Source organism: Kitasatospora azatica KCTC 9699 (assembly GCF_000744785.1).
Taxonomy (GTDB): Bacteria; Actinomycetota; Actinomycetes; order Streptomycetales; family Streptomycetaceae; genus Kitasatospora; species Kitasatospora azatica.
Genome location: NZ_JQMO01000002.1, coordinates 1,666,873 through 1,691,706, shown reverse-complemented (window position 1 = coordinate 1,691,706; position 24,834 = coordinate 1,666,873). Strand labels below are relative to the sequence as shown.

Below are 24,834 nucleotides of genomic sequence, written 5' to 3'. Positions count from 1 at the left end.
GAGTGTCAGGAGCCGTGCTGGTGGCCGTGGTTACCGTGGTGCTCATCGTGCTCATCGTGCTGGTGGTCGTGCTGGTGGCCGTGGCCGTGGCCGTGGCCGTGGTCGTGCTGCTCCGCGTCCGGTGAGCCGCCCATCATCCGCAGCATCGCCGGCCCGCCGGTCCGCAGGAACCGCACCACCAGCACCAGGGCCAGCAGCAGGAAGGCGATGTTCAGCCAGGTGGTGTAGTTCCAGCTGATCCCCTCCATCGGGATCACCGCGTCCCGCTCGCTCGGCACCAGCCCCAGTCCGCCGAAGACGATCTCCACCAGGTACCCGGCCGCCACCATCGCCAGGTAGAAGGTGCCGGCCAGGAAGGCGGCCATCCGCAGCCCGTAGTACTTCCGGTAGATGTTGAGGATCGGCAGGATCAGCAGGTCCGCGAAGATGAACGAGACCACCCCGCCGAAGCTGATCCCGCCCTTCCAGAGCACCACCGCCAGCGGCACGTTGCCGATCGAGCAGACGAAGGAGACCACCGCCACCAGCGGCCCGACCAGCGGCCCCCAGATCTTGCTGGCCAGTGGGTGGCCCTCGAAGAAGAAGGCGTGCCAGAAGCTTTCCGGCACCCAGGCGGCGATCGCGCCCGCGATGAACAGGCCCGCCACCAAGTCCTTGAGGATCGCCGTCCACTCCATCACGAAGACGTGCGAGGTGGCGGTGAAGCCCGCCCGGGAGAGCAGCCGGCGGCGGAACGAGCCCTCGCCCCCGACCGCCATGTCCATCGCGGCATGCCCCTCCATCGACCCGGCGAGCCCCCGGTCGGCCTGCTCGCGGGCCTCGCGCAGCAGCTTGGACCGCAGCAGCAGCCGGAAGAGCACCGCGAGCACCAGGATCATGATCGGTCCGCCGACGAACTCGGCCGCCGTGAACTGCCACCCCATCAGCAGCGCCAGGATCACCCCGAGTTCGACCACCAGGTTGGTGGAGGCGATCTCGAAGGCCATCGCCGCGGTGAAGTCGGCGCCCTTGCGGAAGAGCGAGCGGGCCAGCGCCACCGCCGCGTAGGAGCAGGAGGAGGAAGCGGCGCCGAGCAGCGCGGCGTTGCCCAGGGTGCGCGGCCGGTCGTCGCCGAGCAGGCGGACGATGGTGGACTTGCGCACCACGGCCTGGACCACCGCGGAGAGGGTGAAGCCCAGGATCAGCGCCCAGGTGATCTCCCAGGTCATCGATCCGGTGATGGCGAGTGCGTGTCGAATCGCGGACATGGCCTCGACCTCCGCTTTCCTCGGTGGTGGGTGAACGACCTGGCCAACCATATACCCCCTGGGGGTATTCCGGCTTCGGCGTCGGAGTGATCCAGGTGGTCCGGGAGTCCCGGGGGCGCCGGACGCGACGGCGCCCCCGGACCACCCTGCGGCTCAGCCCGCCGCGTTCAGCGTCAACGCGGCCGTGTGCAGCTGACCGGCCGTCTGGAACTGCAGGAACAGTCGCCAGTCACCGGGCTCGGCCAACTCGGCGTGGAAGGTCAGCGTCGGGCCGCCGCGCTCCCCGGTCGCCGTGGTCTCCGGGTGCAGATGGGCGAAGGCCTGGTCGCCCGCGTGGAAGGCGGTCAGGTGCGCGTACGTCTCCAGGTACGGCTGGAGGTCCGTGACCGGTTGGCCGTCCTTGCTGACGGTGACGGTCAACTCGTGCGCCATCCCCGCCATCAGCCGCCCGCCCGGGACGGTGGCCGTCACCGTGTAGCCGTCCGGGGTGGTCGCACTGCCGGCGGGCGCGGGCAGCGGGACCTCGGACTGCGGACCGGGGACGGTCGCGGTGCGGCTCAACACGTACGCCCGGCCCTTGCCCGGGCCGCTGTCCGGTGTGAAGGAGGCGTAGAACCGCCAGGTCCCGGCCTCGGGCGCGGCCAACTGCGCGGTCCAGCCGCCGCTGCCGTCGCCGGCCAGGGTGGGGTGGAGGTGCTGGAAGCCGGTCAGGTCCGAGCGGATCGCGTAGAAGTGCAGGCGCTGGGTCTGCTCGACGGCGAAGTCGGTGAGCGGCCTGCCGTCGGGGGCGGTGATGGAGAACCTCAGCGCGGCTCCCTGGCCGGCCGGGAGAGTGTCGGGCAGGCCGCTGAGGCGGTAGCCGTCCTGGGCGTCGGCGAGGCCGTCGCTGGTGGCGGAACCCATGCCGGGCATGGTGGACATGGAGGGCATGGAGGGCATGGACGGCATCGCGCTGGGGGAGTGCGAGTCCATGGTCCCGGAGTGCGAATCCATGTTCATGGACGAGGAGCCGCAGGCGGTGAGCGCCAGCGCGAGGGCTGCGGCGCCGGCGACGGCGGCGAGGGTGCGGCGGGAACGGGAGAACGCGGACATGCTGGGGCTACTTTCCAGGTGCGCGCCGCCGCCAGGGGCTGTCCGGGGCGCGGCGCGAAGTGAGCAGGACACCGTGCCGGGCCACCGGAGATCCGGGGCCCGGGAGGTGTCGGCCTAGTTCCGCGCTACGCAGACCTGGAGCAGGAGTTGTCGCCCGCTGTCGGGCGGTCCCCGGCGCCGGGCGCGGCGGCCGAGGCCGAGCCTCGGCCTCGGCACACCGATCTGCAGTACCAGGACTGCCGCGACAGCCGCCGCGACAGGGAGCGGGACGCTGCTGCGGGCCTGGGTGGCCAGGCAGCTCCCGCCGTGCGCCGGAGCGTGCGCTGCGGCATTCGCGGTGGCGTGCGTGGCGGCCGGGGAGAGGCGCTCGGCCATCGGCTCGGTCATCGGGTCGGGGACCGGCGCGGCCACCGGCTCGGCCGGGTGCATCGCGTGGCTGGGCATGCTGACGGTACGCGCGCCGTCGTGGCAGCCACCGACGGCGGTCGCCGGGGCGCCGTGCATCAGGAACAGCCCGACCAGCACGGCGCAGAGCAGCAGTAGCCGGGCCCCCGCCCGCCTCGCTGTCGCGCCGTGCCCGCTCACCGATTCCCCTCCCGTGCCGATCTCTGCCGGCCACTGTACCCGTACCCCCCTAGGGTACCCGCACGGGAGGGAGTGCCCAGTCGACTGCACCCCCGCCGACTGCACCCCCGCCGACTGCACCCCCGCCGACTACGCCGCCGCCGACTACGCCGCCGCCTTCTGTCGGGCCACCTCCCCCACTCGCTCGCCCAGCCGGCGGACCACCCGGCTGCCCGGTTGGGTGGTGACGCTGCGCCGCAGGACGTCGAAGTGCTCGTCGCCGCGCGCCGTGGACAGCGCCGCGTAGTCGTCCAGGAACTCGCCCCAGGTGCCGGCGGCGGCCTCTATGTGGCCGAGCTCCCACTGACGGGTCGCCAGCACCCCGTTGGCGTGCAGCCGCCCCTGGCGCTCGTTGGCCGGGCGGACCCGGTTGGACTGGCGCATCGCCTTGATCGAGCCCGGTAGGTCGCCGAGCGCGTACAGCACGCTGCTGACGTGGAAGTGGTAGGCCGCCCAGTCGTAGCCGCCCACCGCGTCGTTGCGCCCGTCGGCCTTGGCGAGCGCCGCCTCGGTCTGGTTGAGCCGGGCGAAGGCGAGCCGCTGGTCCTGCACCAGGGCCGCGCCGTGCGCCTGCTGGCCGCGCAGGAAGGCCGTCAGCCGGGGCCCGGCGGCCGGCGCGCACTCGGCGGCCGCGTCCGCGTACTCCAGCGCCCGTGGCCCGTAGCCCAGGTTGGCCGCCTGCAGCGCCATGCCGCGCAGGGTGCGGCAGTACGTCACATGGTCCTGGCTGTCCTGAGCCAGCGTCAGCGCCTCGCTGAAGTACTGCTGCCCCAGGCCGTGGGCCCGTTCGTACATCGCCATCCAGCCGGTCAGGTAGACCAGGTCGGAGGCGGCCGCCAGCATCGACTTCTTGACCTGCGCGGTGCCGTCGGCGGTCAGCCACGGCATCACGGTGTTGGCCAGGAAGGCGGCGCTCATCGGACGTGCGTGGCCGCCGCCGAGCTCGTCCAGGATCCCCGCGATCCGCTCGGTCATCGCGCGGACCGTCTCCACCTCGCTCTCTCCGATCCGTACCGTCCGCCCGGCGCGGACCTCCTGGCGCGCGCTGTCCAGGCGCTGCGCGAGCTCGCTGTAGCCGGGCACCAGTAACGCAGCGGAGTAGAGCCCGGCGGCGAGCATGCTGCGCCGGGACGGATCCATGTCGTTGCGCACCAGGTCGGCCAGCCCGCCCAGTTCCCCGCCGTCCTCCGTGCCGGCGGGAGCCGGGCCGAAGCCGGCCTGCTGCGAGGTCACCGGCCGGCCGAGCCGGCGGGCGAAGGCCTCCGCGATCACCGGCCGGACGGCCGCCCTCGGTCGGACGCCCCTGAGCCAGTGCGAGACCGAGGAGTGGTCGTAGGTCAGTTCCAGGCCGGCATCCCGGCCGATGCGGTTGACCGCGCGGGCCAGTTGGTCATTGCCCCAGTGGGCCTCGGCCAGTAGAGCGCTCAACTGTCTGTTCGGCGTGCGTGTCATAGCTCCCCCGCTGATTCACGTCATTCACGACTCCGTCCAGCATGGACCGTTCTCTTCTTTGGCGTAAGTCGATTGACTGTGTATCAGTCGTGGGGGGCGGCACACGTAGGCTCGGCCGCCCCCCTGATCGTCGAGGAGATGCCGAGATGGAGCGCGAGTACCGTCCCCTCCGGGACGAATTCCACGTCACCGCCGGTGTGGACGCGGTGCGCAGGGCCCGTGACCGGATTGTCGCGGTGGCCCAGCGCTGGGGTGTGCCACTCTCCCGCGACGCCTTGGCGGACTTGCGGCTCTGCGCCAGCGAGGTGGTCACCAACGCCCTCGAACACGCGGGCGGCGACTGCCGGGTGACGGTCCGTTGGACCGGCGACCAGCTCCGGGTGGAGGTGGTCGACCGGTCCTGCCGCGCGCCCGTGCTGCTCGCGGCCGGCGACGAACTGCCCTCCGGGCGCGGCCTCGCACTGGTGGCAGCCCTGGCCGGCAGCTGGGGCTGGGAGCCGACGGCCGCCGGCAAGGTCGTCCACTTCGCCTTCGCCGCCGACACCGCCGATGCCCCGGTCTGGCGCGACCCGGTGACGGCAGGCGCGAGCCGGCGGCGCGGCTAGGCAGCTTCGTCCTGCCGACCCGTCAGTTCTTGGCGAACCGTGCGATGGTTTCCAGGACCGCCTGCGTCATCGCAGGGCTGCCTGTGTGCCCCGACTCGTCGACCACCTTCAATTCGGCGTCGGGCCAAGCCTTCGCCAGCTCCCACGCGCTTTTCAGGGGACAGCCCAGGTCGAGCCGGCCATGGATCAGCACACCCGGGATGCCGGCCAGCCGGTGGGCGTCGCGCAGCAGTTGCCCGTCCTCCAGCCAGGCGTTGTTGGAGAAGTAGTGGGCGCAGATCCGGGCGAGGGCCACCAGCGCGTCGTCCGGCCGGTCGCTGTAGGCACCAGGGTGGCCGAGCGCCTCATGGGCGATCACCGCATCCTCCCAGGTGCACCAGTCACGGGCCGCCTTCAGCCGGACTGCCTCGTCCGGGCTGCTCAGCAGCCGGTCGTAGGCTGCCAGCAGGTTGCCGCCCCGGTCCGCCTCCGGCAGCGCGTCGCGGAACGCCTCCCAGGGCCCGGGGAGCAGCCAGCCCAGGTCGCGGTAGAGCCAGTTGATCTCCTCCGGCCGGCTCAGCATGAGACTGACGAGGACGATCTCGGACACCCGCTCGGGATATCGCTCGGCATAGGCGAGGATCAGCGTCGGGCCCCAGGAGCCGCCGAACAACATCCAGCGCTCGATGCCGAGGTGCTCACGCAGCCGTTCCATGTCGGCGATCAGGTGCTCGGTGGTGTTGTGTTCGAGGCTCACCGCCGGGTCGGCGGCATGCGGCAGGCTCTCGCCGCAGTTGCGCTGGTCGTACCGGATGACCCGGTACACCTCGGGATCGAAGACCGTGGTCGTGCCGCCTCGGCGCCCTCCACCGCCGGGGCCACCGTGCACGGACAGGACCGGTTTCCCCTCGGGATTGCCGCTGACATCCCAGTAGATCCGGTTGCCGTCGCCGACATCGAGCAGGCCGTGGTCGTACGGGGGAATCCGGGTGAACAGCTGGTCCATGGCAGTCTCCTCCTGGCAGGCGCGAGAACGAACTCGCCAGACTAATCGGCGACTTGGAGGAGGTCTCCCGATTTCCTCCCAGTAGGAGCCGGAGTATCCGCAGTACCTTATAATGGCCGTAATTCGGACCGGTCGTTAAGCTGGCCACTATGGAGACCATTCCGATCACCGAAGCCAAGGGCCGTATCGCCGAGCTGGCCGACCGTGCTGAACGTGAGCACGACGAGTTCACCCTGACCAGGAACGGCCGCCCCTCGGTCGTGATCATGTCCGTGGCGCAGTACGAGTCGATGATGGAGACCATGGCCGTCCTCGCCGATCCTGACCTCGTGCGCGATATCAAGGAGGCCAAGGAGAATCCCGACGAGCACACCACCGGAGACGAGATGGCCCAGTTGATGGCCGCACGCCTCGGGAAGAAGACGAACGCCGCGTGAGCGCCGAGCGTTGGGAGATCCGGTTCACGGCCGCCGCCCGGTGTGCGCTGGCCGAGGAGCTGCCCGAGGAAGTGGCTGCGGCGGCATACGAGACGATTACCGGGGCCATCGCCGTCAATCCACACCGGGTGGGCAAGCCGCTCGATGAGCCCTATGACGGTCTGTACAGCGCCCGGCGCGGGACCTACCGCATTCTCTACGAGATCAACGAGGCCAAGCACACGGTCGAGATCATCGCCGTCCGCCACCGGCGCAGCGCCTACCGCACCTGATCGGTGACCGGTCCTGTTGGGTGTGCCACCGTGTGTCACCCCTTCAGCAGCTTCGCCTCCAGTTCCGCGCTGATCCCCGTCGGCGAGTTCTCGGTGCCCTCCGGTGCCCCGCCCGGCAACTGCCGCTGCCAGGCCCAGGTGTCCGTGACCGTTTCCTCGATCGGGCGGCAGCGCAGGCCTGTTGCCAGCGCCTTGCTGACGTCGCCCTGGTGCATGGTGTCGTACAGCTCGCCCGGCGGGATCCAGATTCGGGCGATTCGGGCCAGCCGCCAGGGCAATCGGCCGACGAACTCGGTACCACCCAGCATCAGAAGTCTCCTGCCGGCGACTCTGCCTGCACGATCACCGGTTGGGGAAGAGCGGCAAGCTCTCGGCGGAACCGTGGATCACGCCCCGGCGGCCGTCACCACGACCCGGGGGAGCAGCGCCCGGTACGCCGCCTCGTCGTACGTCCCCGCCAGCGGGCTCAGTACCGTCGCCGCCGAGAGCGCGACGGCCTCGGCGAGCCGCTCCGGCCAGGGCGAACCGTCGACCTGGCCGGCCGTGAGTGCGGCCACCGCCGAGTCGCCGGCGCCGGTCGGGTTGCCGGTGAGCTGCTCGGGCGGGGTGGCCCGCCAGCTGCCCTCGGGGGTGACGGCGAGCAGCCCGTCCGCGCCGAGCGAGGCGATCACCGCCCGGGCCCCGCGTACGAGCAGCGCCTCGGCGGCCTGCTGCGGATCGGTCAGGCCAGTGGCCTCGCGGAGCTCGTCCAGGTTGGGCTTGATCAGATCGGGCCCGGCCGCGAGGGCGGGGAGCAGCCAGGGCGCCGAGGTGTCGAGCAGGACCGGGATGCCGCGGTCCCGGGCGAGCGCGACGAGGGTGGCGTAGGCGTCCACCGGGAGGCCGGCCGGCAGGCTGCCGGAGAGGGCCACGGCGGCGCAGCCCTGGTCGAGCAGGCGGGCGTAGTGCGCCTGGAAGGCCGACCACTCGGCGGGGCTGACGGCAGGTCCGGGCTCGTTGAACATGGTCACGTCGGCGGCCACCGGGTCGACCACGGCGATGGTCCGGCGGGTCTCGGCGCGGATGGTCAGCAGCGCGTCGGTGAGCGGGGTGGCGGACGCCTCGGACGCGGCCAGGTCCGCCCGCAGCGTCGCGCCCGCCGTGCCGCCGACCAGTCCGGCGACCACGGTCGGTCGTCCGAGCCGGCGCAGCACCTGCGCCACGTTGACGCCCTTGCCGCCAGCTCGGGTGGTCACGGCCGCGACCCGGTTGCTGCGGTGCAGTTGGACGCCGGGCACCTGGTAGGTGACGTCGAGCGCCGCATTGAGGGTGACGGTGAGGATCGCGGCGGGGGCGGCCAACGTGGGCTCCAGGGACTCTAGATTGATCGATTCTGCGTATTTGATAGCAGTTTCACGCTGATTTGCGCAATGGCGGGTGTGTCGACCGTGCCTCCTCGGTGGGCCGGGCTCGGCGGGTGAGGATCAGGCGATGAACACGAGGAACGACGGCGAGTCGGCAGGCGAGGCGGGAGGCGAGACGGCAGGCTGATCGCGCTGCTCAACGCGCTCACCCCGCTGGTGGAGGCGGCGCCGGCGGTGCACGCGGAGGGCGGGCCGCTGCGCGCGGAACTCGCCGCGCAGGTGCGGCAGATCGCGGACACGGTGGCGGGCGGTGGGGCGGGCGATGGGGTGGCCGGTGGGGTGGCCGGCGGGGCGGGTACGCCGAGGCCGGCGGGGTTGGTCGAGCCGGCCACTCCCGCGACCCCCGCGACCCCCGCCACTCCTGCCGCCCGGGCCGCCGTCGCCGCACTGCTGCACGTGCGCGAGGTGCTCGCGGGGAAGCGCGAAGGCATCCAGTACGTCACCGCGCCCGGCGCACTGCGGGTGCGCTTCATGGCGTCCGCCCGCGAGGTGCTGGCCTCCGGGGACTCCTGGCGGTACGGCCTGCGGCTGGCGCTCTGCATGGGGCTCGCACAGGCACTGGTCTCCACCGTCGCGGTGCCGCGCTCGTACTGGGTGCCGCTCACCGTCACCTTCGTCCTCAAGCCCGACTTCGGTTCGGTCTTCTCACGCGCCGTGCTGCGCGCGGTCGGCACGGCGGCAGGCCTGGTGGTGGCGGCCGCGATCCTGGAGGTGGTGCCGCGCGGCTGGTGGGAGGTGCCGGCGGTGGCCGCGCTGGCGGCCTCGCTGCCGATCGTCTCGCGGAGCAGCTTCGGCCTGCAGACGGCGGTGATCACCCCGCTGATCCTGATCTTCTCCGACCTGCTCAGCCACCAGGGCGTCGGGCTGCTGGTACCCCGCCTGGTGGACAGCCTGATCGGCTGCGCGATCGTCCTGGTCGCCGGGTACGCGCTGTGGCCGGAGAGCTGGCACTCCCGGGTCGGCGCGCAGCTGGCGGACGCGGTGGACGACACCGCCCGGTACATCGACTGCGCCTTCGCCACCCCGAGCCCGGTCCCAGCCACCCGGACCCGGCTGCGCCGCCGCCTCTACCGCGACCTGGCCGGCATGCGCACCGAGTTCCAACGCGCCCTCGGCGAACCACCCCCGATGGGCGCCCACGCCGCCGCCTGGTGGCCGCTGTTGGTCGCGGTGGAACGGGTGATCGACGCCGCCACGGCAGCCGCCGTCCGCGCGGCCCAGGGTGCTGCGCGGCCCACGGCGGCGGAGGTCACCGCTGCCAGCACGGAACTGCGCGCCCTCGCCACCGCCATCCGCACCAGCGCCCCACCCCCGCCCCCCACGCCCACAGCCCCGACCGCCCCCCTGGCCCCCGTCCACCGTGAAGCCGCCGCCGCCCACGACGCCCTGGCAGGGCGGCGGGGGGAGTGACGGGCAGCCGGCCGCGGGCGGTGGGGCCGGCGAAGCCGGTGGCTGCCTCGTCTGGGGCTAGTGGGCCAGGGAGCGGAAGCGGGTGAGGCGGGTGTGGGGGATGTCCAGGGTGGCGGCGCGGGTCAGTTCGGCGGCCACGGTGCGGGCGAGGCGGCGGGTGAAGGTGCCGGCGTCCTCCTCGAAGGGCTCCGGGAGGATCCGGTCGATCACGCCCTCGCGCAGCAGCTCGGGGGCGCTGATCCGTTGCTGGTCCGCGAGTTGTGGAGCCAGGTCAGGGGTGCGGTGCAGGATGACCGAGGCGCCCTCGGGCGGCAGCGGCGAGAGCCAGGCGTGCTCGCAGGCCACCGCGCGGTCCGCCGGGAGCAGGGCCAGCGCCGCGCCACCCGCGCCCTCGCCGAGCAGCAGGCTCACCACCGGGGTCGGCAGCGTGCTCAACTCGGCCACGCAGCGCGCGATCTCGCCCGCCAGTGCACCCTCCTCGGCCGCCTGGCTGAGTTCGGCGCCGTGCGTGTCGATCACCGTCAGCAGCGGCAGCCGCAGCTCCGCCGCCAGCCGCATCCCGCGCCGGGCGGTGCGCAGTGCGCCCGGGCCGACCGGTCCGTGCACGGCCGCTGCCGCCCGGTCGTGGCCGACCACCACGCAGCTGACTCCGTCGAACCGGGCCAGCGCCAGGCGCAGCGCGTCGTCCCGCTCGCCGGCGCCCGTCCCGGAGAGCGGGACCAGCGCCTCGGCCTGTCCCAGCACTTCGGCCAGCCCGGGGCGTTCGGGGTCCCGGGTCAGGGTGACGGACCGCCAGACCGGGCCGGCCGGCTCAAGTACCGCAGACGTCTCGTCAGGTGCTGTTCCATCGGCGGCACCCGCGAGCACCCCGAGTGCCGCTGTCAGCCACTCCCGCAGCTGTGCGGGCTCGAGCACCGCGTCCACCGTCCCGAACTGTTCCAGGTGCTCGGCCTGCTGGACGCCCTCCGGGAACGGTGCGCCGTACAGGGCTTGGTACACCCGCGGTCCGAGGAAGCCGACCAGCGCGCCCGGCTCGGCGGTGGTGAGCTGGCCGAGCGACCCCCAGGAGGCGAGCACGCCACCGGTGGTGGGGTGGCGCAGGTGGACCAGGTACGGCAGGCCGGCCGCCCGGTGCGCGCCCACCGCGTTGGCGATCGCGATCATCCGGACGAAGGCGGGTGTGCCTTCCTGCATCCGGGTGCCGCCCGAGGCGGGGAAGGCGATCAGCGGCAGCCGTTCGGCCGTCGCGCGTTCGACGGCCCGCAGTAGGCGGGCGGCGGTGGCGGTGCCGATCGAGCCGGCCAGGAAGCGGAACTCGCTGAGCAGGACGGCGACCCGCTGACCGCCGATCCGTCCCTCACCGGTCAGCGCGGCCTCGTCGGCCCCGCTGCGGGCCCGGGCCCTGGCCAGGTCCTCGGCGTAGCCGGGCGCCAGGGTGGGGCCGTACACCGGTGGCGTGTCCCAGCTGCGGAACGAGCCGGGGTCGAGGACCTGGTCGGCGAAGACCAGCGCGGCGGGGCGGGCCGGCGGCACGCCCGGTACCTCGGCGGGCGCTACTGGTCTCACAGGCAGTACGGGCGTTACCGGCGGTACGGGCCTCGGGGTCGATTCGTCCACAAGGTCAAGTGTCCGCACCCGCTCACGGCGCGGACAACCCCCGACTTGATCACATCGGACCGCTGCGCCCCGGCGCCGCCGGCCCCGGTGACTGCTGTGCTCGCCGGGCCTCGATCCACTCGCTGCTCTCGGTCTGGCTGATCTCGATGGTCCGCTCCAGCAGCGCATCGGAGTCCCGCTCGGCGGGGCGCCGCTGCAGGTAGCGGGCGATCTCGTGATGGAGCGTCAACCAGGCCACCGACGTGCGGGTCCAGCGCTCGTTCGGCGTGAAGAGCTGCCGGTAGCCCGTCAGGAAGAGGGTGAGCGCGGCGAGCGTGGCGGTGACGGCGGCCGGCGCGTCCAGCGCGGAAACCACCACGGTGCCCGCCGTGCTGACCAGCGCCAGCAGCTCGCTGGCCTTGTGCTGGAACTTCGCGGTGTCCCGGGACTTCCGGTAGAAGGCGAGCTGGCGCTGGGCGAAGGCGAGCGCCCGGTCGTCACCGTCCTCGCCTCTGCGACCGTCCCCGCCCGCCGGCGGCTCGGCCACCGCGCTCCCGGGGCTGCGCCGCTCCACCATCACCACATCGCGCCAGCGCCCCTGCGACTGCCCGATCCGCTCCCGGGTGCCGACCACCCGGAATCCGGCCCGCCGGTGCAGCGCCAGGCTGGCCGTGTTCTCCGGGAAGATCCCGGACTGGACGGTCCAGATCCCGGCCGCGTCCGTCGACGCCAGCAGCGCCCGCAGCAGGGCGAGGCCCACCCCGCGCCCGCGCGCGTCGGGGTGCACGTACACCGAGTGCTCGACCACTCCCGCGTAGGCGCTCCGGTCGGACACTGGCGAGACCGCCGCCCAGCCGAGTAGCTGCCCGTTCTCGCCCTCGTCCAGCGCGACCAGCCGGTGCTCGGGCAGCTTCGCGGCGTCGAACCGCTCCCAACTCGGAGCCTCGGTCTCGAAGGTGGCGTTCCCCTCGGCGATGCCCAGGGCGTAGACGGCCAGCACCTGTTCGGCGTGCTCGGCGCGCATCGGTGTGATGTTCACGTTGCACGATCGTAGACCCGCCCCAATCGCCGAAACAGCGCCTCCGCCCCGGCAACCGCCCGTCCGACCCAGCCGCGCACTGCTCCCGTACCCGCCGCGCGGCCTCCGGCAGGAAGGGTGCGAGCTCCTCACCGAGCGTGCGGCAGGCGTCGAGCAGGGCGCGCGCCTGCGAGCGGGAGACCGAGAAGTCCCGCAGCCCGCCCGCGAGCAGACCGAGCACCTCGTTGCGGCGCGCGGCCGGCTCGATCCGCAGCCGGTTCCCGGCGATCGCCGCGCGCAGCGGCTCGGTGTAGCGGGAGAGCCGGAAGAACCAGTTCTCCTCCGCCACCCACTCGGCCTCGGTGCCGTGCTCCGCACAGCGCCCCTCGACCAGCTCCTGAGGTGTGTAGAACTGCTCGCAGCCCACGCAGTACCAGCCCTCGTACCACCGCCGGTAGAGGTCCCCGGCCGCCTCGCAGCGCCGCCAGAGCTCCGCCACCCCAACGGCGTGGCGCGGATCCCGGCTGGTCCGGATGAAGTCGTCGAAGCTCAGCGCGAGCGGCTCGCGCAGTGCCTCGAAGGCGGCGGCGTTGCGGTCCACGAAGGTCCGCACATCCACCCCCGCCGCCTCGGCGGCGAGCACGTTCTTCAGCGAGTTCTCGTCAGAGGGGCGGGTTGAAGCGGGAGTAGTCGGGGGCGGTCCAGTGCAAGGGGAGCGCGGTGGGGGTGGTCAGTGCCTCGTGGAGGGTGAAGTCGACCAGGCGTTGGGCGCCGGGGACTTGGGCGGCATGGGCGGGGTTCCAGTCGGTGTGGGCGGTGCCGGTCAGTTGGAGGGTGGTGCCGGTTCGCCAGTCGATGAAGAGGAGTCCGGCTGCGGGGTTCTCGGCGAGGTTGCCCAGGGTGCAGAACATGGCGTTGCCCACGTAGTCGGGCCAGCGGAGTCGATCGGGCGCGAGCAGTTGGACGAAGCCGGGGTTGCCGCCCCGGTGCGAGGTGTCGACGTCGCCGGACCGGTCGGCGGTGGTGATGAAGAAGGTGTCCGATGCGGAGATCAACTCGGCTTGAGAACCGGTCAGTTCGGTGGTTCGGATGGGCGTGCCAGGGGCCTGCTCGCGCAGTTCGTACGCGCGGCTCTGGATGTACTTCGGACAGTTCGCGAAGACCTGGTCCAAGGTCACGGTCAGTCCTGAACCATCCGCCGCCGCACGTCCGTTCATCCGCATCCGGCGTCGCTTGGACGGTTCCAGGGCGATCATCCCCACCGGGGTCGGTCGGCGCAGCACCGCCGCCAGCGGGTCGCTTGGGCTGGGCAGTGCGTCGACTCGTAGCCCGTCGGGGTTCTCCGCCGCGCCGGGCAGTGCGGCGAGGAAGCCCGGCGGTCCGGTGAGCAGGCTCGCCCAGAGTCGACCCTGCGGGTCGGCCGCGCCGATCGCCAGCATCGGCTGGGCGGAGAGGAATTCGGCGGCGACGGCCGGAATCCGTCGGCTCTTGGTCGGTCCGGAGTAGCCGGGCCGGTCCAATCCGGCCTGGCGGCGTACCAGTTGCTCGCCGGAGAGCTGTGGCGGACGGTCGAAGAGCGTGTTCACGGTGACCTCCGGGGTGAGAAGGGGCCGCCGCCGCGAGCGGCTGGTCGGGGCGGGCTCGCGGCGGCGGGGGCAGCGGGGCCGGCCGGGGTCTAGAAGAAGCCGCAGGTCGGGGCCGCCCCGTTCGGGGCGGTAGCAGACTTGGCGCCGCTCGGGGTGAAGACCTCCAGTCGGATGCCGTCCGGGTCGGCGAAGAAGACGCCGCCGGAGTCGGCTCCCTCGCGGTGCGGGACCACGCCCTCGTAGGCGAACTCGGCGCCCAGTTCGCGCAGCAGCTCCTCGACCGCGCGCACCTCCTCGATGGTCTCCACGCGGAAGGAGAGGTGGTGCAGTCCGGGGGAGGCAGGGGCGAAGCTGCCTTCGCTCTGCTGCCAGAGGGTGACCACCGGTTGGCCGTCGCGGCCGAGAAAGGCGAAGCGGCGCTCGGGCTCGTTGCCCTCGCCGAGCAGGTCGAGGCCGAAGACGCGCTGGTAGAAGGCGCGGGAGCGGTCGACGTCGGTGACGTTCAGGCCGATGTGACCGGTCTGGAAGGACGTGGCGGTGGCGAGCTGCGGCATGGAGAAACCTCCGTATGCGGGTCCGGACCAGCTCCGGACTAACCGGTTATATCGAGTATGGAGGTTAGTTCGCGGAAGCGTCAACCGCTTGAGTCGGCCAAGCCGGTTAGAATCGACCGCATCCTCGGATTGGAATGCCATGACCCCCCAGGCGCCGCAGCCCCCGCAAGCCCCACGGCCTCCACTGGACGATCCGCGCCCGCTGCCCGGTGAGCCGCTCGCGCTCGACCTGCTCAACACCCGCTGGAACAACGGCGGGAACCCGCGCGACCTACTGGACTCGCTGGACGGACTGGCCCTCTGGCTGGCGCTGAACGGCTTCGCGGACCAAGGAGTGCCGGCCGACCGGGCGACGCTGGACGCCCTGGTCGCCACCCGGGAGGCGCTGCTGCAGTTGGAGCTGGGGAGGGTGGCGGGCGAGCAACTGCCCGAGGCCCGCGCCGAGCTGAACGCCGTCCTCGCGCACGGCTCGATCCGCCGCACGCTGACCGCTGACGGGCCCGCCCAGCAGGTCGAGACCGACGCCCCGGCCTGGCTGCCGGCCTGGAGTGCGGCGGAGGACTATCTGCGGCTGCTCGCCGAGGCCCCCGACCGGATTCGCTCCTGCGCCAGCGAGTCGTGCGTGCTCCGCTTCTACGACACCTCGAAGAACGGCACCCGCCGCTGGCACTCGATGGCCACCTGCGGCAACCGGGCCAAGGCATCCCGGCACTACGCGCGCACCAAGGCGTGACTGTGGGCGCCAAGGCCTGACCCTGTGTGGCAACCGCCCTCGGACCGACTGAACCCGCGTCAGACGGAGCATTGACACGGACTGGTCCAGACCGCTTCAGTGGTCTGGACCACGTGGGCGGCGGCAGGGTCGCTCCCTGCGCTGCCCCCGGTGGACATCCCCCACTTGTGGCAGTCGAGGCAGGAGCATCCCCACATGCGCAGTCTCAGCAGAGCTGATTCCACCCGTCCAAGTCCCCATCCCCGCCCGCGTCGTGGCTCCCGCCGACTGGCCGCGGTCGCCACCGCGTGGGTGGTTGCGGTCGGTGGCGTGGCCGGTCTGACGGTCGGTCTGGCGCCCACCGCCTCGGCCGGCGAGTACCTGGCCAACGGCGGCTTCGAGAGCGGCGGCCTGAGCCCCTGGAGCTGCACCGGCGGCACCGGAAGTGTGGTCACCGGCCATGCGCACAGCGGAAGTTACGCGCTCGCCGGGGCGGCCACCTCGGCCGACGACGCGCAGTGCACGCAGACCGTCACGGTCACCCCGAACACCACGTACACGCTGAGCGCTTACGTCAACGGCGCCTATGTGTACCTGGGCGTCAACGGCGGCGGCAGCACCTGGACGCCGGGCACCGGCGGCGGGTACCAGCAGCTCTCGGTCGGCTTCACCACCGCGGCGGGCCAGACCAGCGCGACCGTCTACCTGCACGGTTGGTACGGGCAGGGCGCGTACTACGCGGACGACGTGTCGCTCAACGGTCCGGGCAACCCGAGCCCGTCGCCGACACCCACCCCGACCCCCACGCCGACCCCCACGCCCACCCCGACGCCGACCGCCACGCCGACTCCAACGCCCACTCCCACGCCGACCCCCACTCCCACCACCACCCCGCCCCCCGGTGGCGGCCTGCCGACCCACGCCCTGGTCGGCTACCTGCACGCCAGCTTCGCCAACGGCGCCGGCTACCAGAAGCTCTCCGACGTCCCCGACTCCTGGGACGTCATCGACCTGGCCTTCGGCGAGCCCGACTCGGTGACCTCCGGCAACATCCACTTCAACCGGTGCTCCGTCACCGACTGCCCGACCGCCGAGACCGACGCCGACTTCAAGGCCGCGATCCTCGCCAAGCAGGCCAAGGGCAAGAAGGTGCTGCTGTCCATCGGCGGCCAGAACGGCGAGGTCCAACTCACCACCGCCGCCGCCCGCGACGCCTTCGTCAGCTCGGTCTCCTCGATCATCGACAAGTGGGGCCTGGACGGCCTGGACGTCGACTTCGAGGGCCACTCGCTCTCGCTCAACACCGGTGACACCGACTTCAAGAACCCGACCACGCCGGTGATCGTCAACACCGTCTCGGCGCTGAAGTCGCTGAAGGCCAAGTACGGCTCGAAGTTCGTGCTGACCATGGCGCCGGAGACGTTCTTCGTCCAACTCGGCTACCAGTACTACGGTTCCGGGCCCTGGGGCGGCCAGGACCCGCGGGCCGGCGCCTTCCTGCCGGTGATCTACGCACTGCGCGGCGACCTCACCCTGCTGCACGTCCAGGACTACAACTCCGGCTCCACCATGGGTCTGGACAACCAGTACCACTCGATGGGCGGCGCCGACTTCCACGAGGCGATGACCGACATGCTGCTCACCGGCTTCCCGGTGGCCGGCAACACCGGCAACATGTTCCCCGCCCTGGCGCCCTCCCAGGTGGCGATCGGCATGCCGGCCAACTCCTATGCGGGCAACGGCTATGTCGCCCCGAGCGCGGTCGACCAGGCGCTGGACTGCCTGACCAAGGGCAGCAACTGCGGGACGTACACGCCGCGCAGCGGCAAGCAGCCGAACCTGCGGGGCCTGATGACCTGGTCGATCAACTGGGACCAGTACAACGGCAACGAGTTCTCCAAGAACTTCCACAGCTACTTCGGCTGAGCAGCCGGGCCGCCCATCCTGTGGGGCAGGGTGGGCGGCCCGCCGAGCAGTTCATGACCATCCGTCAGGGGCGCGGCGCCTTCTCGCCATGGACGGCCAGGTACTCGGCGGCCAGCCATGGGCCGAGGTCCGTCAGCAGCAGGGAGAGCAGCTCGGGGTCGGTGCTGCCGGTCCGGGCGGCGGTGGCGGCGGCACGCATCTGCCCGCCGCGGGCGGGGTAGTAGCTCGCGAAGGCCTCGGCTGACTCCAGCAGGTCGCTGGTCCACCCCCGCCAGCGCGGCATCACCAGGGTGAAGCCGGTGCGGACGATCTTGCGTGCCGCCCCTCGGCTGAGCGCCACCGGATCCGCGCCCGCCGCCGCCCGTTCCCGCCAGCGGGGGAGGAGCGGCGCGAGGTCGCCGTTGGTCTCCCGGGCCAGCAGGGAGTCGGGACGGTAGCGGGGGAGCTGCTCGGCCAGGTCGGGGCCGAGCAGCGGGGTGCAGAGGCAGGCGACGAACCAGCCGAGGTCGTACCGCTCCAGCTCACTGAGCAGCGTCTCGGCGGCGAAGAGCAGCACGCCGCCCCCGTTGAGCTGCGCGAACCGCCCGTCCAGGTCCGCCAGCAGCGCGTCCGCGGCGGCCCGGTCCGCTGCGCCGGGTGGCTGACGCAGCGCCAGCAGCAGGTCCAGGTCGGAGACGCCGGGCACCGCGGTGCCGCGCGGGATGCTGCCGTAGAGGTAGGCGCTGTGCAGCCGCTCGGGCCCGAACGCTGCCGCGATCCGCTCCCGCGCGGCGGCCACCACTGGTGCGAACGCCAGGTCCACCCGGCTCAGCGCACCCTCACGGATGATCAGCCCGTCCTCGTCCAGCCCACGTCCAGCAGTCATCCGCCCAGCAGTCATCCGCCCAGCCTGCCAGACCGCCGCTGCCTACCGGGACGGGCCCCGGACCGGCGCTTCGTCAGCCGAGGGCGGGCGCCCAGGGACCCGCCACCACCCGGGCCTCCGCATCGCCCGGCCAGGGCGGCACGGTGACACCGAGGATCACCAGGCCCGGCCCATCCGTCTGGCCCGCCTGGTCCGCGCGGAACTGGAAGTGGGTGCCCAGCGGAATCGTCACGGTGGTGCCGGGCAGCAGCGCCGTGACCTCCTCGCGCTCGCCCTGGCGGCGCCACAGCAGCCCGGAGCCGGACAGCACCTGCCAGATCTCCTGCACAGTGGCATGGGTGACGGCCCGGGTCACCGCGCCCGGCGCCAACTCGAACCTGGCCAGGCTCGCGGCGCCCGCCAACAGGCCGACCGGGCGGACCAGCGAACCGTCCGGCGCCACCACCGCGGGGGCGTCGGCCAGCTCCCAACTGTCAAAAGGTTCCATGGAACCTGAGTATCCGTCAGGCCGTCCGCTGCCAGGCCCGCGCCGCCGCGATCCGGCGGGCCGTGCTCGGGTGGGTGGCGAAGAGCAGTTCCAGCAGCCGCGGCGGGTCCACATCGGCCACATTGGTCAGCGCGAGGCGCCGCTGCATCGCCACGAACTGGTCCGGGTCCTCGGTCAGGTCCAGCGCGTGCTGGTCGGCCCGGGCCTCGATCCGCCGGCTCACCGCGGCCTGGGCCGGCCCGCCCAGCGCGCCGAGCAGCGCCGCGCAGGCCGCCAGCAGCGGCAGCGAGCGCGGGTCGGCGATGTCGGAGGCGCCGGCCGCGTCCAGCAGCGGGCGCAGCGAGGTCAGCAGGCCCAGCAGTGCCACCGCCCCGGCCGCGCCCAGCGCGCCGAGCACCGTCCCGAGCGGCACGTCGCGGTGCTTCACGTGCCCCAACTCGTGCGCCACCACCAGCTCCACCTCGCGCGGCGCCGCCGTGCTCAGCAGGGTGTCGTACGCGACGATCCGCCGGGTCGCGCCGAACCCGGAGACGTAGGCGTTGAGTGCCGTCGTCCGCCGCGAGGCGTCCGCGACCAGGACGTCCCGCACGGCCACCCCGTCCCGCGCGGCGAGGGCCAGCAGCGCGGTGCGCTGCTCGCCGTCCGGCATCGGGGTGAAGCGGTTGAAGAGCGGCTCCACCAGGAGCGGGAAGAGGAACGAGAAGAGCACGGTGAGCAGGGCCGCCGCGCCGGCTGCCGGCAGCCACCACCAGCGGGTGGACCACCCGGTCAGCGCGTAGCAGCCGAGCGCGGTGGGCAGCGCGAGGGCCAGCGTCAGCAGCAGGGAGCGCAGCAGGTCGACGGCCCAGCCGCGCCAGCCCTGGGTGACCAGCCCGTACCCGCGCCGCACCACCCGTACCCGGGCCGCGAACGGCACCGCGAGCAGCTGCCCGAGCAGCACCAGCGCCAGCGTCCCGCCGAGCACCAGCGCCGCCCAGGAGCCGCCGAGCCGCTCGCCTGCCCACTCCACCAGGTGCGCCCCCGCCGGGGTCAGCCCGAGGACCAGGGACAGCGCCAGCCCCGCCACCCGCCCGCCGAGCGCCCAGGGCAGTTGCGCCCGCCGCAGGGCGCGGCCACGGGCGAGTTGCTCGGGCGTGAAGTCCGGCTCCAGGGTGAAGTCCGGCTCGGATGTGAAGCCCGTCGGGTTGCTCACCAGTGACCGCCTCCCAGCGCTCTCAGCCTGGCATCACGTTAGACCGCCCAGCCTTGGACCGTCCGGCCCACCCGTCCCAGCAGCTCTCGTTCTGCCTCGGCGGTGAGGCCCTCCACCGCCGGGCCGCCGCGGGCGTTGTCCCAGGCGAGGATGTCGGCAAGGGTGTCGGCGAGCGGGCGCAGCGTCAGGCCGGCGGCCAGCGCGCGCGAGACGTCGACCCGGTTGACGGCCGCACAGTCGGGGTCGCCGATCCACATCGGCACACCCATCCAGGAGTCGACACCGGTGGCCAGCAGGCGTTCGGTGGGGACCCAGACCGGCTCCGAGACGGTGTCGACCAGCTCCCGGCAGGCCGCGAAGAACTCGCCGAACGGCAGCGTCCGGCCGGTCGAGTTGTAGACGCCGCCCCGCTCGGTGGTCACGCAGTGCAGGATCCATCGGGCCAGGTCGCGGACGTCGATGAACTGCGCTGGGTCGTTCGGGTCGCCGGGCAGCAGCACCCGGCCGCCGCGCTGGAAGCGGCGCGGCCAGTAGGCGAAGCGGTCGGTCTGGTCGTGCGGTCCGACGATCAGAGACGGCTCAGTACGAGGACGACTCTGCGGCACGCCCAGCCCGGCGCGGAATGGGGCCCCTCCCGGCCGAAGGCTGGGGGAGCCGCGCGCTGATCCGACAAGATCGGCCGGACAGGCCCTAGCAGCGGATGATCACGCCTGTCGAGCGCTTTTCGGGCTCGCCACCCGCTCCACCGCGACCATCGCCGCGTCGTCGCCGAGCCGCCCGCCCGCGTGGTGGAGCAGGTCCCGGCGCAGGTGCGACAGCAGCACTGCGGGACGCTCGGCGGACCAGGCCTGGAAGCGCTCGGTCAGCGGGTAGAAGACCCGTGCGCTGTCGCGGGCCTCGACCACGCCGTCGGTGTAGAGCAGCAGCCGGTCCTCGCCGGTGAACGAGAAGACGTCCGGCCGGTACTGCGGCTCGATCAGGCCGCCGAGCCCCAGCGGCGGGGCCGGGCTGCGGGCGTCCAGGGTCAGCACCCGGCCGTCGTGCAGCAGCAGCGGCGGCGGGTGCCCGCAGTTGATGATCTGGATCTCCGATCCGTCGTCGGGGATGTCCAGGATCACGGCGGTGATGAACGACTCGCCCGCGTCGGCGCGGGCACCGCCCGTCCCGTCCTCCTCCTCGTCCGAGGGCGGGTCGCCGTCGGTCGCCGCCGCGAGGTCCCAGCTGACGCTGCCGTCGAGGTAGGCGGCCAGCTCGGGCAGGGTGGCCTGCAGATGTGCGGCGGCCCGGAACGCCCCCAGCAGCAGCGCCGCCTCGCCGAGCGAGGTCAGCCCCTTGCCGCGGACGTCGCCGATGATCAGCCGGGTCCCCGAGGTGGTGCGGGCCGCCGCATAGAGGTCGCCGCCGATCTGCGCCTCGGCCTCGGCGGCCAGGTAGACCGAGGCGATCCGCAGTGAGCCGATCCGGGTCGGCAGCGGGCGCAGCAGCACCCGCTGGGCGGCGTCCGAGACCGAGCGCACCTGGACCAGCTCCTGGGCATGCCGGTCCTGCAGCGCCCGGAACGCCACCACCATGGCCGACACCACGATCAGCGAGGCGATCTGGGCCTCGTGGTTGGCGGTGGTCAGTCCGTCCCGCAGCACGCCGATCACGGTCAGGGCCGCCACCGCGAGCACCCCGACCAGGGCGGTCAGCCGCGGGCCGGCGAAGGAGGCGGTGATCGCGGGGGCCACCACCAGCAGCGGTCCGAGGTGGATGTAGACCGGGCTCAGGACGTCGACGACGGTGATCACCGCGATCAGCGCAAGCGGCAGGATCACCAGGGCGCGGCCGGATCGCCGGGGCCGGGAGAGAGGGTCGGAACGCCACCCGACAGGCACCTTTCCTCTCTACACCCCGCCCGATCGGCGCGCACCGCGAGGTAGGGTCGCGCCATGGGGGCTGGGTGGAGCTTTGACGAGGACGCCGCGGAGCACGGCAGGGCGGACGGCAGCGAGCCGGCGGAGGTCGAGCCGGACGTCCTGGAGGGGGACCGACGGCCCCGGCGTACCCGTCGCGGGCTGTTGCTCGGCGGGGCGGCGCTGCTGGCCGGCGGCACGGCCTGGGCGCTGAGCACCGACGCATCGGCGCCCGCACCGACTCCCAGGGCGGCGCCGGACTCGGCGGGCCCCCGGATCAGTGGCCCGAAGCCGCTCTGGACCTACCGCAGTGACGGGCTCCTGGACCTCGCCCGCCTGGACGCGCCGCCGCGCCGGCCGCTGGTCCTGACGGATCAGGAGCTGACGGTCCTCGCGCCGGCCAACGGCACCCCGGTGCGGCGCTTCACGCCGCCGGAGAAGGTCGACCTGCTCACCGCCGGCTCGCTGCTGCTGGCCGGTGGGGCGCCCGGCCTCGGTATGCTGAGCGACCGGATCTCCGGCTACGACCTGGCCACCGGCAGCACCGACTGGCAGTTCGCCCTCCCGGCAGCCCCCGACGATCCGACCCGTCCGGTCGAGTCCCCCGGCGGCGCGACGCGCAGTCTGGTGGCGAGGGCCTGCGACGAGACCACGGTCTACTGCTCCACCGAGGTCTACACCCTCAACAACATCACCGGCCGCTTCTTCGCCGTCTCGCTGCTCACCCGACAGGTGCGCTGGGAACAGAGCCAGCAGCTCGGCGAGATGTACGACGTGGTGCACCCGATCGAGGGCGGCCGACTGCTGGTCTCGATGGGTCCGCGGCTCTCCCTCCTCGACGGCCGCGACGGCCGGCGGCTGTGGATCACCGACCGGCTGGCCGACACGGTCGTCCAACGGGCGGTCGACGACCAGCGCAGCTACGAGGTGCTGGCCGACGGCGGTGTGCTGGCGCGCAGCCTGGCCGACGGAACCGAGAAGTGGCGGCTCGCCCCGCACCCGGGCTCCGGCGACCGCTACCTGCGCCCGCTGCCGTCCGGCGGCCGGCTCTACCTGTTCACCGACGGCGGCCGGGTCACCGCTGTCGACACCGCCGACGCGACCGCGCGGTGGGAGCACCAGCTGCCGTTCCGCCTCGACGTGCGCAGCCGCCCCGTCCTGGCGGGCGACCTGCTGCTGGTGCCCGGCCCGACCAAGGACGGGGTGGTCGCCCTGGCCGCGCACCAGGGCACCGTCCGCTGGACCTTCCAGGACGGCGAACCGGGCGTGGACGTCTGGGCGGTGGCCGCCGACGACCAGCACGCCTACCTGGGGCACGACCACGCGCTGCACGCCGTCCCGCTGGCCTGACTGTCCGTCAAGACACGGCCATGCCACCTTGGTTATCCGTCCAGCGGCCTCATCGGTCCCGTGTCGGAAACCGTCGACGCAGCTCCACCAGCGCCGCGACCCGACCCAGCCAGCGCGCGAACAGGTGCTCCCGGCCGAGGTCCAGGCCGGTCGCGGCCGCTGCCCTGATCCAGCCGCGCACCAGCGCGCCCGCCGGCTCGCCCGGGGCGGGCTCGGTGAGGTCCAGGGCGGCGGTGAAGCCGCCGGCCCGGACGTGACGGGCCAGGAAGCCCAGCGGGTAGGGTCCGAGCCCCGCCTGCTCGGCCTGGTGGCAGGCGGCGATCGCGGCCTCGGTGAAGAGCGCGCGGCGCGGACCGCCGTCGAGCAGCAGGCCGCGGGTGATCGCGGCGGGCACGTCCAGGTCCGCGAGTTCGGTGTCCGCACGGACCTGGCTCGGCTCCGCTCCCACCGCCCGGTCCACGTCGGTGTTCATTTCGGCTGCTCCAGCGCGTAGGTGTACTGGCCGTTGATGAACTGTTCCTGGGGCATCCAGGAGGTGAAGCCCTCGGGGTGGTAGACCTCCAACCGGTCGCCGTCGCGGCCGATGATCAGCAGCTGCGGGGTGTCCGCCTGCTGGAGGCAGACGGGGAGCCCGTCGTCGACTGCGGCCTCGATCCGGCGCAGTGCGGCCCGGCGGTCCTCCTCGGGGTGGCGCGCCGCCCCTTGTTCCCCGAACGCCTCGCCGCCGCTGCACAGTTGCTGCACCCGTTGGTCGAAGCTGCCGCCGGTGGTGAGGCTGAGCATCAGCAGCGGGTCCAGCCGGGCCAGCGCGAGCAGCGTGGAGACCGGGACGTCGTCGCCGCAGCAGCTTTCGGGCGCAGGCGCTTGGCCGGTACCGAGCGGTGGCATCAAGTGCCGGGTGAGCCAGGCGGGATCGGTCCCGTGCCGGCGAATGGTCGCGTCGAAGCGCTGGATGTCCGCGAGCGGATGCCCGGCCGCCAGCGCCTTCCAGAGATAGGCCGCCTCCTCGGGCGAGGCCACGTTGGAGAGCAGGGCGCTGAACTCGGCCTGGTCGGAACCGTTCAGGCCGGCGAAGACCTGGGCGGCCCGGTCGAGCTGACGGTCCGTCAGAATCGCCCCGGCATCCTCGGCGGTCTGCGGGTCCGGCTGCCGCGAGGTCGAGTCCGAGGCCAAGTCATGGGCCCTGGCCGAGAGTTCATCGAGGCGGACGGCCGTGCTGGTGCCCGAGCTTTCGGCCCGGGTGGCCGCCGCCAGCCGGGCCGCCACGCCGTTGGCGGCGTGCGTCAGCGCCTCGCGGTTGCCGGGCTGAGCCAGCGCGGCCGCGCGCAACCGGGCACAGCCCTGGGCGTCGGTGCGTTGGGCCCAGGCGAGGTCGTCCGCCCAGCGGTCGAGCAGCCGGGCGGCGTCGGCGAGGGCGTCGCGGGTGGCCGTCAGTGCCTCGGCCACCGCGCGTACCGAGCCGGCCGCCTGTTCGGCCACCGATCCGCTCCAGGAGTCGGGGAGCCGGTCCCGCGCCAGGTCGCCCAGCTCGGCGCCGGCCCGGTCGTGGGCGGCGGCGGCCCGTGCGTAGGCCCGGGCGCGCTCGCGGATCGCGGCGGGATCGCCGACCGGCGACCCGACGGCCAGCGCCTGCTGGACGGCGATGACCGGGACGGCGGGTCGGTCGGCGGGTCGGTCGGCCTGTTGCGCCTGGTGAACAGCCTGCTGAATCGCCTGCTGAATTGTCTGCCGCGCTCGTCTCAGGTCGGTGACCTTGCTCATGGCCCGGTGCCGATCGAGGCGAGCGAGCTGCTCACGGCCGCCTCCACCGCCAGGTAGTTGGCGCTGCTGGCGGCCGTCTTCTGGGCCAGTCCGTCCACCGCCCGCCGAGCCGCCTCGAGCCCCGTCGCCCAGCCGGCCTCGAACCCGGAGCAGGCCTCGGCCATGCCGAACTCGCCGAACTCGCCGAAGGCGGCGGGCTGGTGGCCCTGCGGCCCGCCGAACTCGCGCTCCGCCGCCCGCAGTTCCCCGGCCAGCTCGTCGAGCCGCTCCGCCAGCGCGTTCAGCTCCCCCGGATGCACCTGATACCCGTCCATCAGCCTTCCCCCCGTACGCTCCCACCCGCCGACGCCCGAGCGCCCAGCCGA

27 protein-coding genes and 2 pseudogenes are annotated in these 24,834 nt (G+C 73.0%); 8 read left to right on the top strand and 21 right to left on the bottom strand.

Features of this window, described 5'->3' with window-relative positions; translation table 11 throughout:
* Nucleotides 1-5: 5 nt before the first annotated feature.
* The 4 genes from BR98_RS07965 to BR98_RS07950 form a co-directional block, all read right to left on the bottom strand.
* The gene (locus BR98_RS07965) at nucleotides 6-1,247 is read right to left on the bottom strand and encodes a permease (protein ID WP_083976131.1); all 1,242 of its coding nucleotides are present in this window, start codon (nucleotides 1,245-1,247) and stop codon (nucleotides 6-8) included.
* A gap of 153 nt (nucleotides 1,248-1,400) precedes the next feature.
* Nucleotides 1,401-2,339, bottom strand: coding sequence for a hypothetical protein (locus tag BR98_RS07960; protein ID WP_035841380.1), 939 nt, complete (start codon nucleotides 2,337-2,339; stop codon nucleotides 1,401-1,403).
* Between the two features lie 114 nt (nucleotides 2,340-2,453).
* Nucleotides 2,454-2,924 carry a hypothetical protein gene (locus tag BR98_RS07955; protein ID WP_035841378.1) on the bottom strand — a complete coding sequence of 157 codons (471 nt, stop codon included), beginning with the start codon at nucleotides 2,922-2,924 and terminating at the stop codon, nucleotides 2,454-2,456.
* Nucleotides 2,925-3,068: 144 nt separating this feature from the next.
* Nucleotides 3,069-4,415: a hypothetical protein gene (locus BR98_RS07950; protein ID WP_035841376.1), complete on the bottom strand. Its 1,347-nt coding sequence runs from the start codon at nucleotides 4,413-4,415 to the stop codon at nucleotides 3,069-3,071.
* Between the two features lie 146 nt (nucleotides 4,416-4,561).
* Between BR98_RS07950 and BR98_RS36115 the strand changes: the two genes are divergently transcribed.
* Nucleotides 4,562-5,020 (top strand): ATP-binding protein, encoded by a 459-nt coding sequence (locus BR98_RS36115; protein WP_051969428.1) that lies wholly within the window; start codon nucleotides 4,562-4,564, stop codon nucleotides 5,018-5,020.
* Nucleotides 5,021-5,042: 22 nt separating this feature from the next.
* On the opposite strand, the gene pip is transcribed toward BR98_RS36115, so the two are convergent.
* Entirely contained in the window at nucleotides 5,043-6,005 is a 963-nt protein-coding gene (pip, locus tag BR98_RS07940; RefSeq protein ID WP_035841374.1) for a prolyl aminopeptidase, read from the bottom strand.
* A 149-nt stretch (nucleotides 6,006-6,154) separates the two neighbouring features.
* On the opposite strand from pip, the gene BR98_RS07935 reads away from it, so the two are divergent.
* The gene (locus tag BR98_RS07935; protein ID WP_035841371.1) at nucleotides 6,155-6,442 is read left to right on the top strand and encodes a type II toxin-antitoxin system Phd/YefM family antitoxin; all 288 of its coding nucleotides are present in this window, start codon (nucleotides 6,155-6,157) and stop codon (nucleotides 6,440-6,442) included.
* Nucleotides 6,439-6,714 carry a type II toxin-antitoxin system RelE family toxin gene (locus tag BR98_RS07930; RefSeq protein WP_035841370.1) on the top strand — a complete coding sequence of 92 codons (276 nt, stop codon included), beginning with the start codon at nucleotides 6,439-6,441 and terminating at the stop codon, nucleotides 6,712-6,714. The genes BR98_RS07935 and BR98_RS07930 overlap by 4 nt, the downstream gene beginning before the upstream one ends.
* Before the next feature lie 35 nt (nucleotides 6,715-6,749).
* On the opposite strand, the gene BR98_RS40160 is transcribed toward BR98_RS07930, so the two are convergent.
* Together BR98_RS40160 and BR98_RS07920 are read right to left on the bottom strand one after the other, a co-directional pair.
* Complete coding sequence (locus BR98_RS40160; RefSeq protein WP_035841368.1) at nucleotides 6,750-7,022, bottom strand: hypothetical protein; 273 nt, start codon at nucleotides 7,020-7,022, stop codon at nucleotides 6,750-6,752.
* A 78-nt stretch (nucleotides 7,023-7,100) separates the two neighbouring features.
* A complete protein-coding gene (locus tag BR98_RS07920; protein WP_232247280.1) occupies nucleotides 7,101-8,054 on the bottom strand; it encodes a 1-phosphofructokinase family hexose kinase in 954 nt (317 codons plus the stop codon).
* Nucleotides 8,055-8,273: 219 nt separating this feature from the next.
* Here BR98_RS07920 and BR98_RS07915 point away from each other — a divergent pair, with 219 nt between their 5' ends.
* Nucleotides 8,274-9,527 carry an FUSC family protein gene (locus BR98_RS07915; RefSeq protein ID WP_051969427.1) on the top strand — a complete coding sequence of 418 codons (1,254 nt, stop codon included), beginning with the start codon at nucleotides 8,274-8,276 and terminating at the stop codon, nucleotides 9,525-9,527.
* Between the two features lie 57 nt (nucleotides 9,528-9,584).
* On the opposite strand, the gene BR98_RS07910 is transcribed toward BR98_RS07915, so the two are convergent.
* From BR98_RS07910 to BR98_RS40955, 3 genes and pseudogenes are all read right to left on the bottom strand, one after another.
* Nucleotides 9,585-11,093, bottom strand: a complete 1,509-nt coding sequence (locus tag BR98_RS07910; RefSeq protein ID WP_232247279.1) for an acetyl-CoA carboxylase carboxyltransferase subunit alpha/beta — start codon at nucleotides 11,091-11,093, stop codon at nucleotides 9,585-9,587.
* A 100-nt stretch (nucleotides 11,094-11,193) separates the two neighbouring features.
* Nucleotides 11,194-11,700 carry a DUF4231 domain-containing protein gene (locus tag BR98_RS40960; RefSeq protein WP_232247352.1) on the bottom strand — a complete coding sequence of 169 codons (507 nt, stop codon included), beginning with the start codon at nucleotides 11,698-11,700 and terminating at the stop codon, nucleotides 11,194-11,196.
* Nucleotides 11,680-12,147: pseudogene (locus BR98_RS40955) on the bottom strand (N-acetyltransferase family protein); the annotation flags it as partial. The gene BR98_RS40960 and the pseudogene BR98_RS40955, both read right to left, overlap by 21 nt.
* Nucleotides 12,148-12,299: 152 nt before the next feature.
* Between BR98_RS40955 and BR98_RS40950 the strand changes: the two are divergent.
* On the top strand, nucleotides 12,300-12,455 hold the full coding sequence (locus tag BR98_RS40950; RefSeq protein ID WP_232247278.1) for a hypothetical protein: 156 nt from the start codon (nucleotides 12,300-12,302) through the stop codon (nucleotides 12,453-12,455).
* On the opposite strand, the pseudogene BR98_RS37595 reads toward BR98_RS40950, so the two are convergent.
* From BR98_RS37595 to BR98_RS07895, 3 genes and pseudogenes are all read right to left on the bottom strand, one after another.
* A pseudogene (locus BR98_RS37595) lies at nucleotides 12,392-12,754 on the bottom strand (class I tRNA ligase family protein); the annotation flags it as partial. The gene BR98_RS40950 and the pseudogene BR98_RS37595 sit on opposite strands and share 64 nt — an antisense overlap.
* A 49-nt stretch (nucleotides 12,755-12,803) precedes the next feature.
* On the bottom strand, nucleotides 12,804-13,727 hold the full coding sequence (locus tag BR98_RS07900) for a pyridoxamine 5'-phosphate oxidase family protein (protein WP_051969425.1): 924 nt from the start codon (nucleotides 13,725-13,727) through the stop codon (nucleotides 12,804-12,806).
* Between the two features lie 89 nt (nucleotides 13,728-13,816).
* Entirely contained in the window at nucleotides 13,817-14,281 is a 465-nt protein-coding gene (locus BR98_RS07895) for a VOC family protein (RefSeq protein ID WP_035841366.1), read from the bottom strand.
* A gap of 139 nt (nucleotides 14,282-14,420) precedes the next feature.
* Between BR98_RS07895 and BR98_RS07890 the strand changes: the two genes are divergently transcribed.
* The gene (locus BR98_RS07890) at nucleotides 14,421-15,014 is read left to right on the top strand and encodes a CGNR zinc finger domain-containing protein (RefSeq protein WP_035841364.1); all 594 of its coding nucleotides are present in this window, start codon (nucleotides 14,421-14,423) and stop codon (nucleotides 15,012-15,014) included.
* A gap of 195 nt (nucleotides 15,015-15,209) precedes the next feature.
* Nucleotides 15,210-16,919 carry a chitinase gene (locus BR98_RS07885; RefSeq protein WP_051969424.1) on the top strand — a complete coding sequence of 570 codons (1,710 nt, stop codon included), beginning with the start codon at nucleotides 15,210-15,212 and terminating at the stop codon, nucleotides 16,917-16,919.
* A 64-nt stretch (nucleotides 16,920-16,983) separates the two neighbouring features.
* Here the strand turns inward: BR98_RS07885 and BR98_RS07880 are convergent, their stop codons facing one another.
* From BR98_RS07880 to BR98_RS07860, 5 genes are all read right to left on the bottom strand, one after another.
* Nucleotides 16,984-17,784: a nucleotidyltransferase domain-containing protein gene (locus tag BR98_RS07880; RefSeq protein ID WP_035841362.1), complete on the bottom strand. Its 801-nt coding sequence runs from the start codon at nucleotides 17,782-17,784 to the stop codon at nucleotides 16,984-16,986.
* 73 nt (nucleotides 17,785-17,857) lie between these two features.
* Entirely contained in the window at nucleotides 17,858-18,271 is a 414-nt protein-coding gene (locus BR98_RS37020) for a cupin domain-containing protein (RefSeq protein ID WP_063774722.1), read from the bottom strand.
* A 16-nt stretch (nucleotides 18,272-18,287) separates the two neighbouring features.
* The gene (locus BR98_RS07870; protein WP_232247277.1) at nucleotides 18,288-19,463 is read right to left on the bottom strand and encodes a M48 family metalloprotease; all 1,176 of its coding nucleotides are present in this window, start codon (nucleotides 19,461-19,463) and stop codon (nucleotides 18,288-18,290) included.
* A 38-nt stretch (nucleotides 19,464-19,501) separates the two neighbouring features.
* The gene (locus BR98_RS07865; protein ID WP_198042137.1) at nucleotides 19,502-20,068 is read right to left on the bottom strand and encodes a Rossmann-fold NAD(P)-binding domain-containing protein; all 567 of its coding nucleotides are present in this window, start codon (nucleotides 20,066-20,068) and stop codon (nucleotides 19,502-19,504) included.
* Nucleotides 20,069-20,167: 99 nt separating this feature from the next.
* Nucleotides 20,168-21,283 carry a PP2C family protein-serine/threonine phosphatase gene (locus BR98_RS07860; protein ID WP_407639440.1) on the bottom strand — a complete coding sequence of 372 codons (1,116 nt, stop codon included), beginning with the start codon at nucleotides 21,281-21,283 and terminating at the stop codon, nucleotides 20,168-20,170.
* Between the two features lie 111 nt (nucleotides 21,284-21,394).
* On the opposite strand from BR98_RS07860, the gene BR98_RS07855 reads away from it, so the two are divergent.
* On the top strand, nucleotides 21,395-22,708 hold the full coding sequence (locus BR98_RS07855; protein WP_035841358.1) for a PQQ-binding-like beta-propeller repeat protein: 1,314 nt from the start codon (nucleotides 21,395-21,397) through the stop codon (nucleotides 22,706-22,708).
* 49 nt (nucleotides 22,709-22,757) lie between these two features.
* Here BR98_RS07855 and BR98_RS07850 read toward each other — a convergent pair whose 3' ends face one another.
* From BR98_RS07850 to BR98_RS07840, 3 genes are read right to left on the bottom strand one after another with little or no spacing between them, the layout of a single operon-like run.
* Nucleotides 22,758-23,180, bottom strand: a complete 423-nt coding sequence (locus BR98_RS07850; protein ID WP_051969423.1) for a hypothetical protein — start codon at nucleotides 23,178-23,180, stop codon at nucleotides 22,758-22,760.
* Nucleotides 23,177-24,469: a hypothetical protein gene (locus BR98_RS07845; RefSeq protein ID WP_035841357.1), complete on the bottom strand. Its 1,293-nt coding sequence runs from the start codon at nucleotides 24,467-24,469 to the stop codon at nucleotides 23,177-23,179. Before BR98_RS07845 ends, BR98_RS07850 begins: the two co-directional genes overlap by 4 nt.
* Nucleotides 24,466-24,783: a type VII secretion target gene (locus tag BR98_RS07840; RefSeq protein WP_035841356.1), complete on the bottom strand. Its 318-nt coding sequence runs from the start codon at nucleotides 24,781-24,783 to the stop codon at nucleotides 24,466-24,468. Before BR98_RS07840 ends, BR98_RS07845 begins: the two co-directional genes overlap by 4 nt.
* Between the last annotated feature and the right edge of the window lie 51 nt (nucleotides 24,784-24,834).

Excerpts from the sequence above, each read along its gene's own strand:
- BR98_RS07965 (WP_083976131.1), bottom strand. The coding sequence starts at position 1,247 with ATGTCCGCGATTCGACACGCACTCGCCATCACCGGATCGATGACCTGG.
- BR98_RS07960 (WP_035841380.1), bottom strand. The coding sequence starts at position 2,339 with ATGTCCGCGTTCTCCCGTTCCCGCCGCACCCTCGCCGCCGTCGCCGGC.
- BR98_RS07950 (WP_035841376.1), bottom strand. The coding sequence starts at position 4,415 with ATGACACGCACGCCGAACAGACAGTTGAGCGCTCTACTGGCCGAGGCC.
- BR98_RS36115 (WP_051969428.1), top strand. The coding sequence starts at position 4,562 with ATGGAGCGCGAGTACCGTCCCCTCCGGGACGAATTCCACGTCACCGCC.
- pip (WP_035841374.1), bottom strand. The coding sequence starts at position 6,005 with ATGGACCAGCTGTTCACCCGGATTCCCCCGTACGACCACGGCCTGCTC.
- BR98_RS07935 (WP_035841371.1), top strand. The coding sequence starts at position 6,155 with ATGGAGACCATTCCGATCACCGAAGCCAAGGGCCGTATCGCCGAGCTG.
- BR98_RS40160 (WP_035841368.1), bottom strand. The coding sequence starts at position 7,022 with ATGCTGGGTGGTACCGAGTTCGTCGGCCGATTGCCCTGGCGGCTGGCC.
- BR98_RS40960 (WP_232247352.1), bottom strand. The coding sequence starts at position 11,700 with ATGGTGGAGCGGCGCAGCCCCGGGAGCGCGGTGGCCGAGCCGCCGGCG.
- BR98_RS07895 (WP_035841366.1), bottom strand. The coding sequence starts at position 14,281 with ATGCCGCAGCTCGCCACCGCCACGTCCTTCCAGACCGGTCACATCGGC.
- BR98_RS07890 (WP_035841364.1), top strand. The coding sequence starts at position 14,421 with ATGACCCCCCAGGCGCCGCAGCCCCCGCAAGCCCCACGGCCTCCACTG.
- BR98_RS07885 (WP_051969424.1), top strand. The coding sequence starts at position 15,210 with ATGCGCAGTCTCAGCAGAGCTGATTCCACCCGTCCAAGTCCCCATCCC.
- BR98_RS07880 (WP_035841362.1), bottom strand. The coding sequence starts at position 17,784 with ATGACTGCTGGACGTGGGCTGGACGAGGACGGGCTGATCATCCGTGAG.
- BR98_RS37020 (WP_063774722.1), bottom strand. The coding sequence starts at position 18,271 with ATGGAACCTTTTGACAGTTGGGAGCTGGCCGACGCCCCCGCGGTGGTG.
- BR98_RS07855 (WP_035841358.1), top strand. The coding sequence starts at position 21,395 with ATGGGGGCTGGGTGGAGCTTTGACGAGGACGCCGCGGAGCACGGCAGG.
- BR98_RS07850 (WP_051969423.1), bottom strand. The coding sequence starts at position 23,180 with ATGAACACCGACGTGGACCGGGCGGTGGGAGCGGAGCCGAGCCAGGTC.
- BR98_RS07845 (WP_035841357.1), bottom strand. The coding sequence starts at position 24,469 with ATGAGCAAGGTCACCGACCTGAGACGAGCGCGGCAGACAATTCAGCAG.
- BR98_RS07840 (WP_035841356.1), bottom strand. The coding sequence starts at position 24,783 with ATGGACGGGTATCAGGTGCATCCGGGGGAGCTGAACGCGCTGGCGGAG.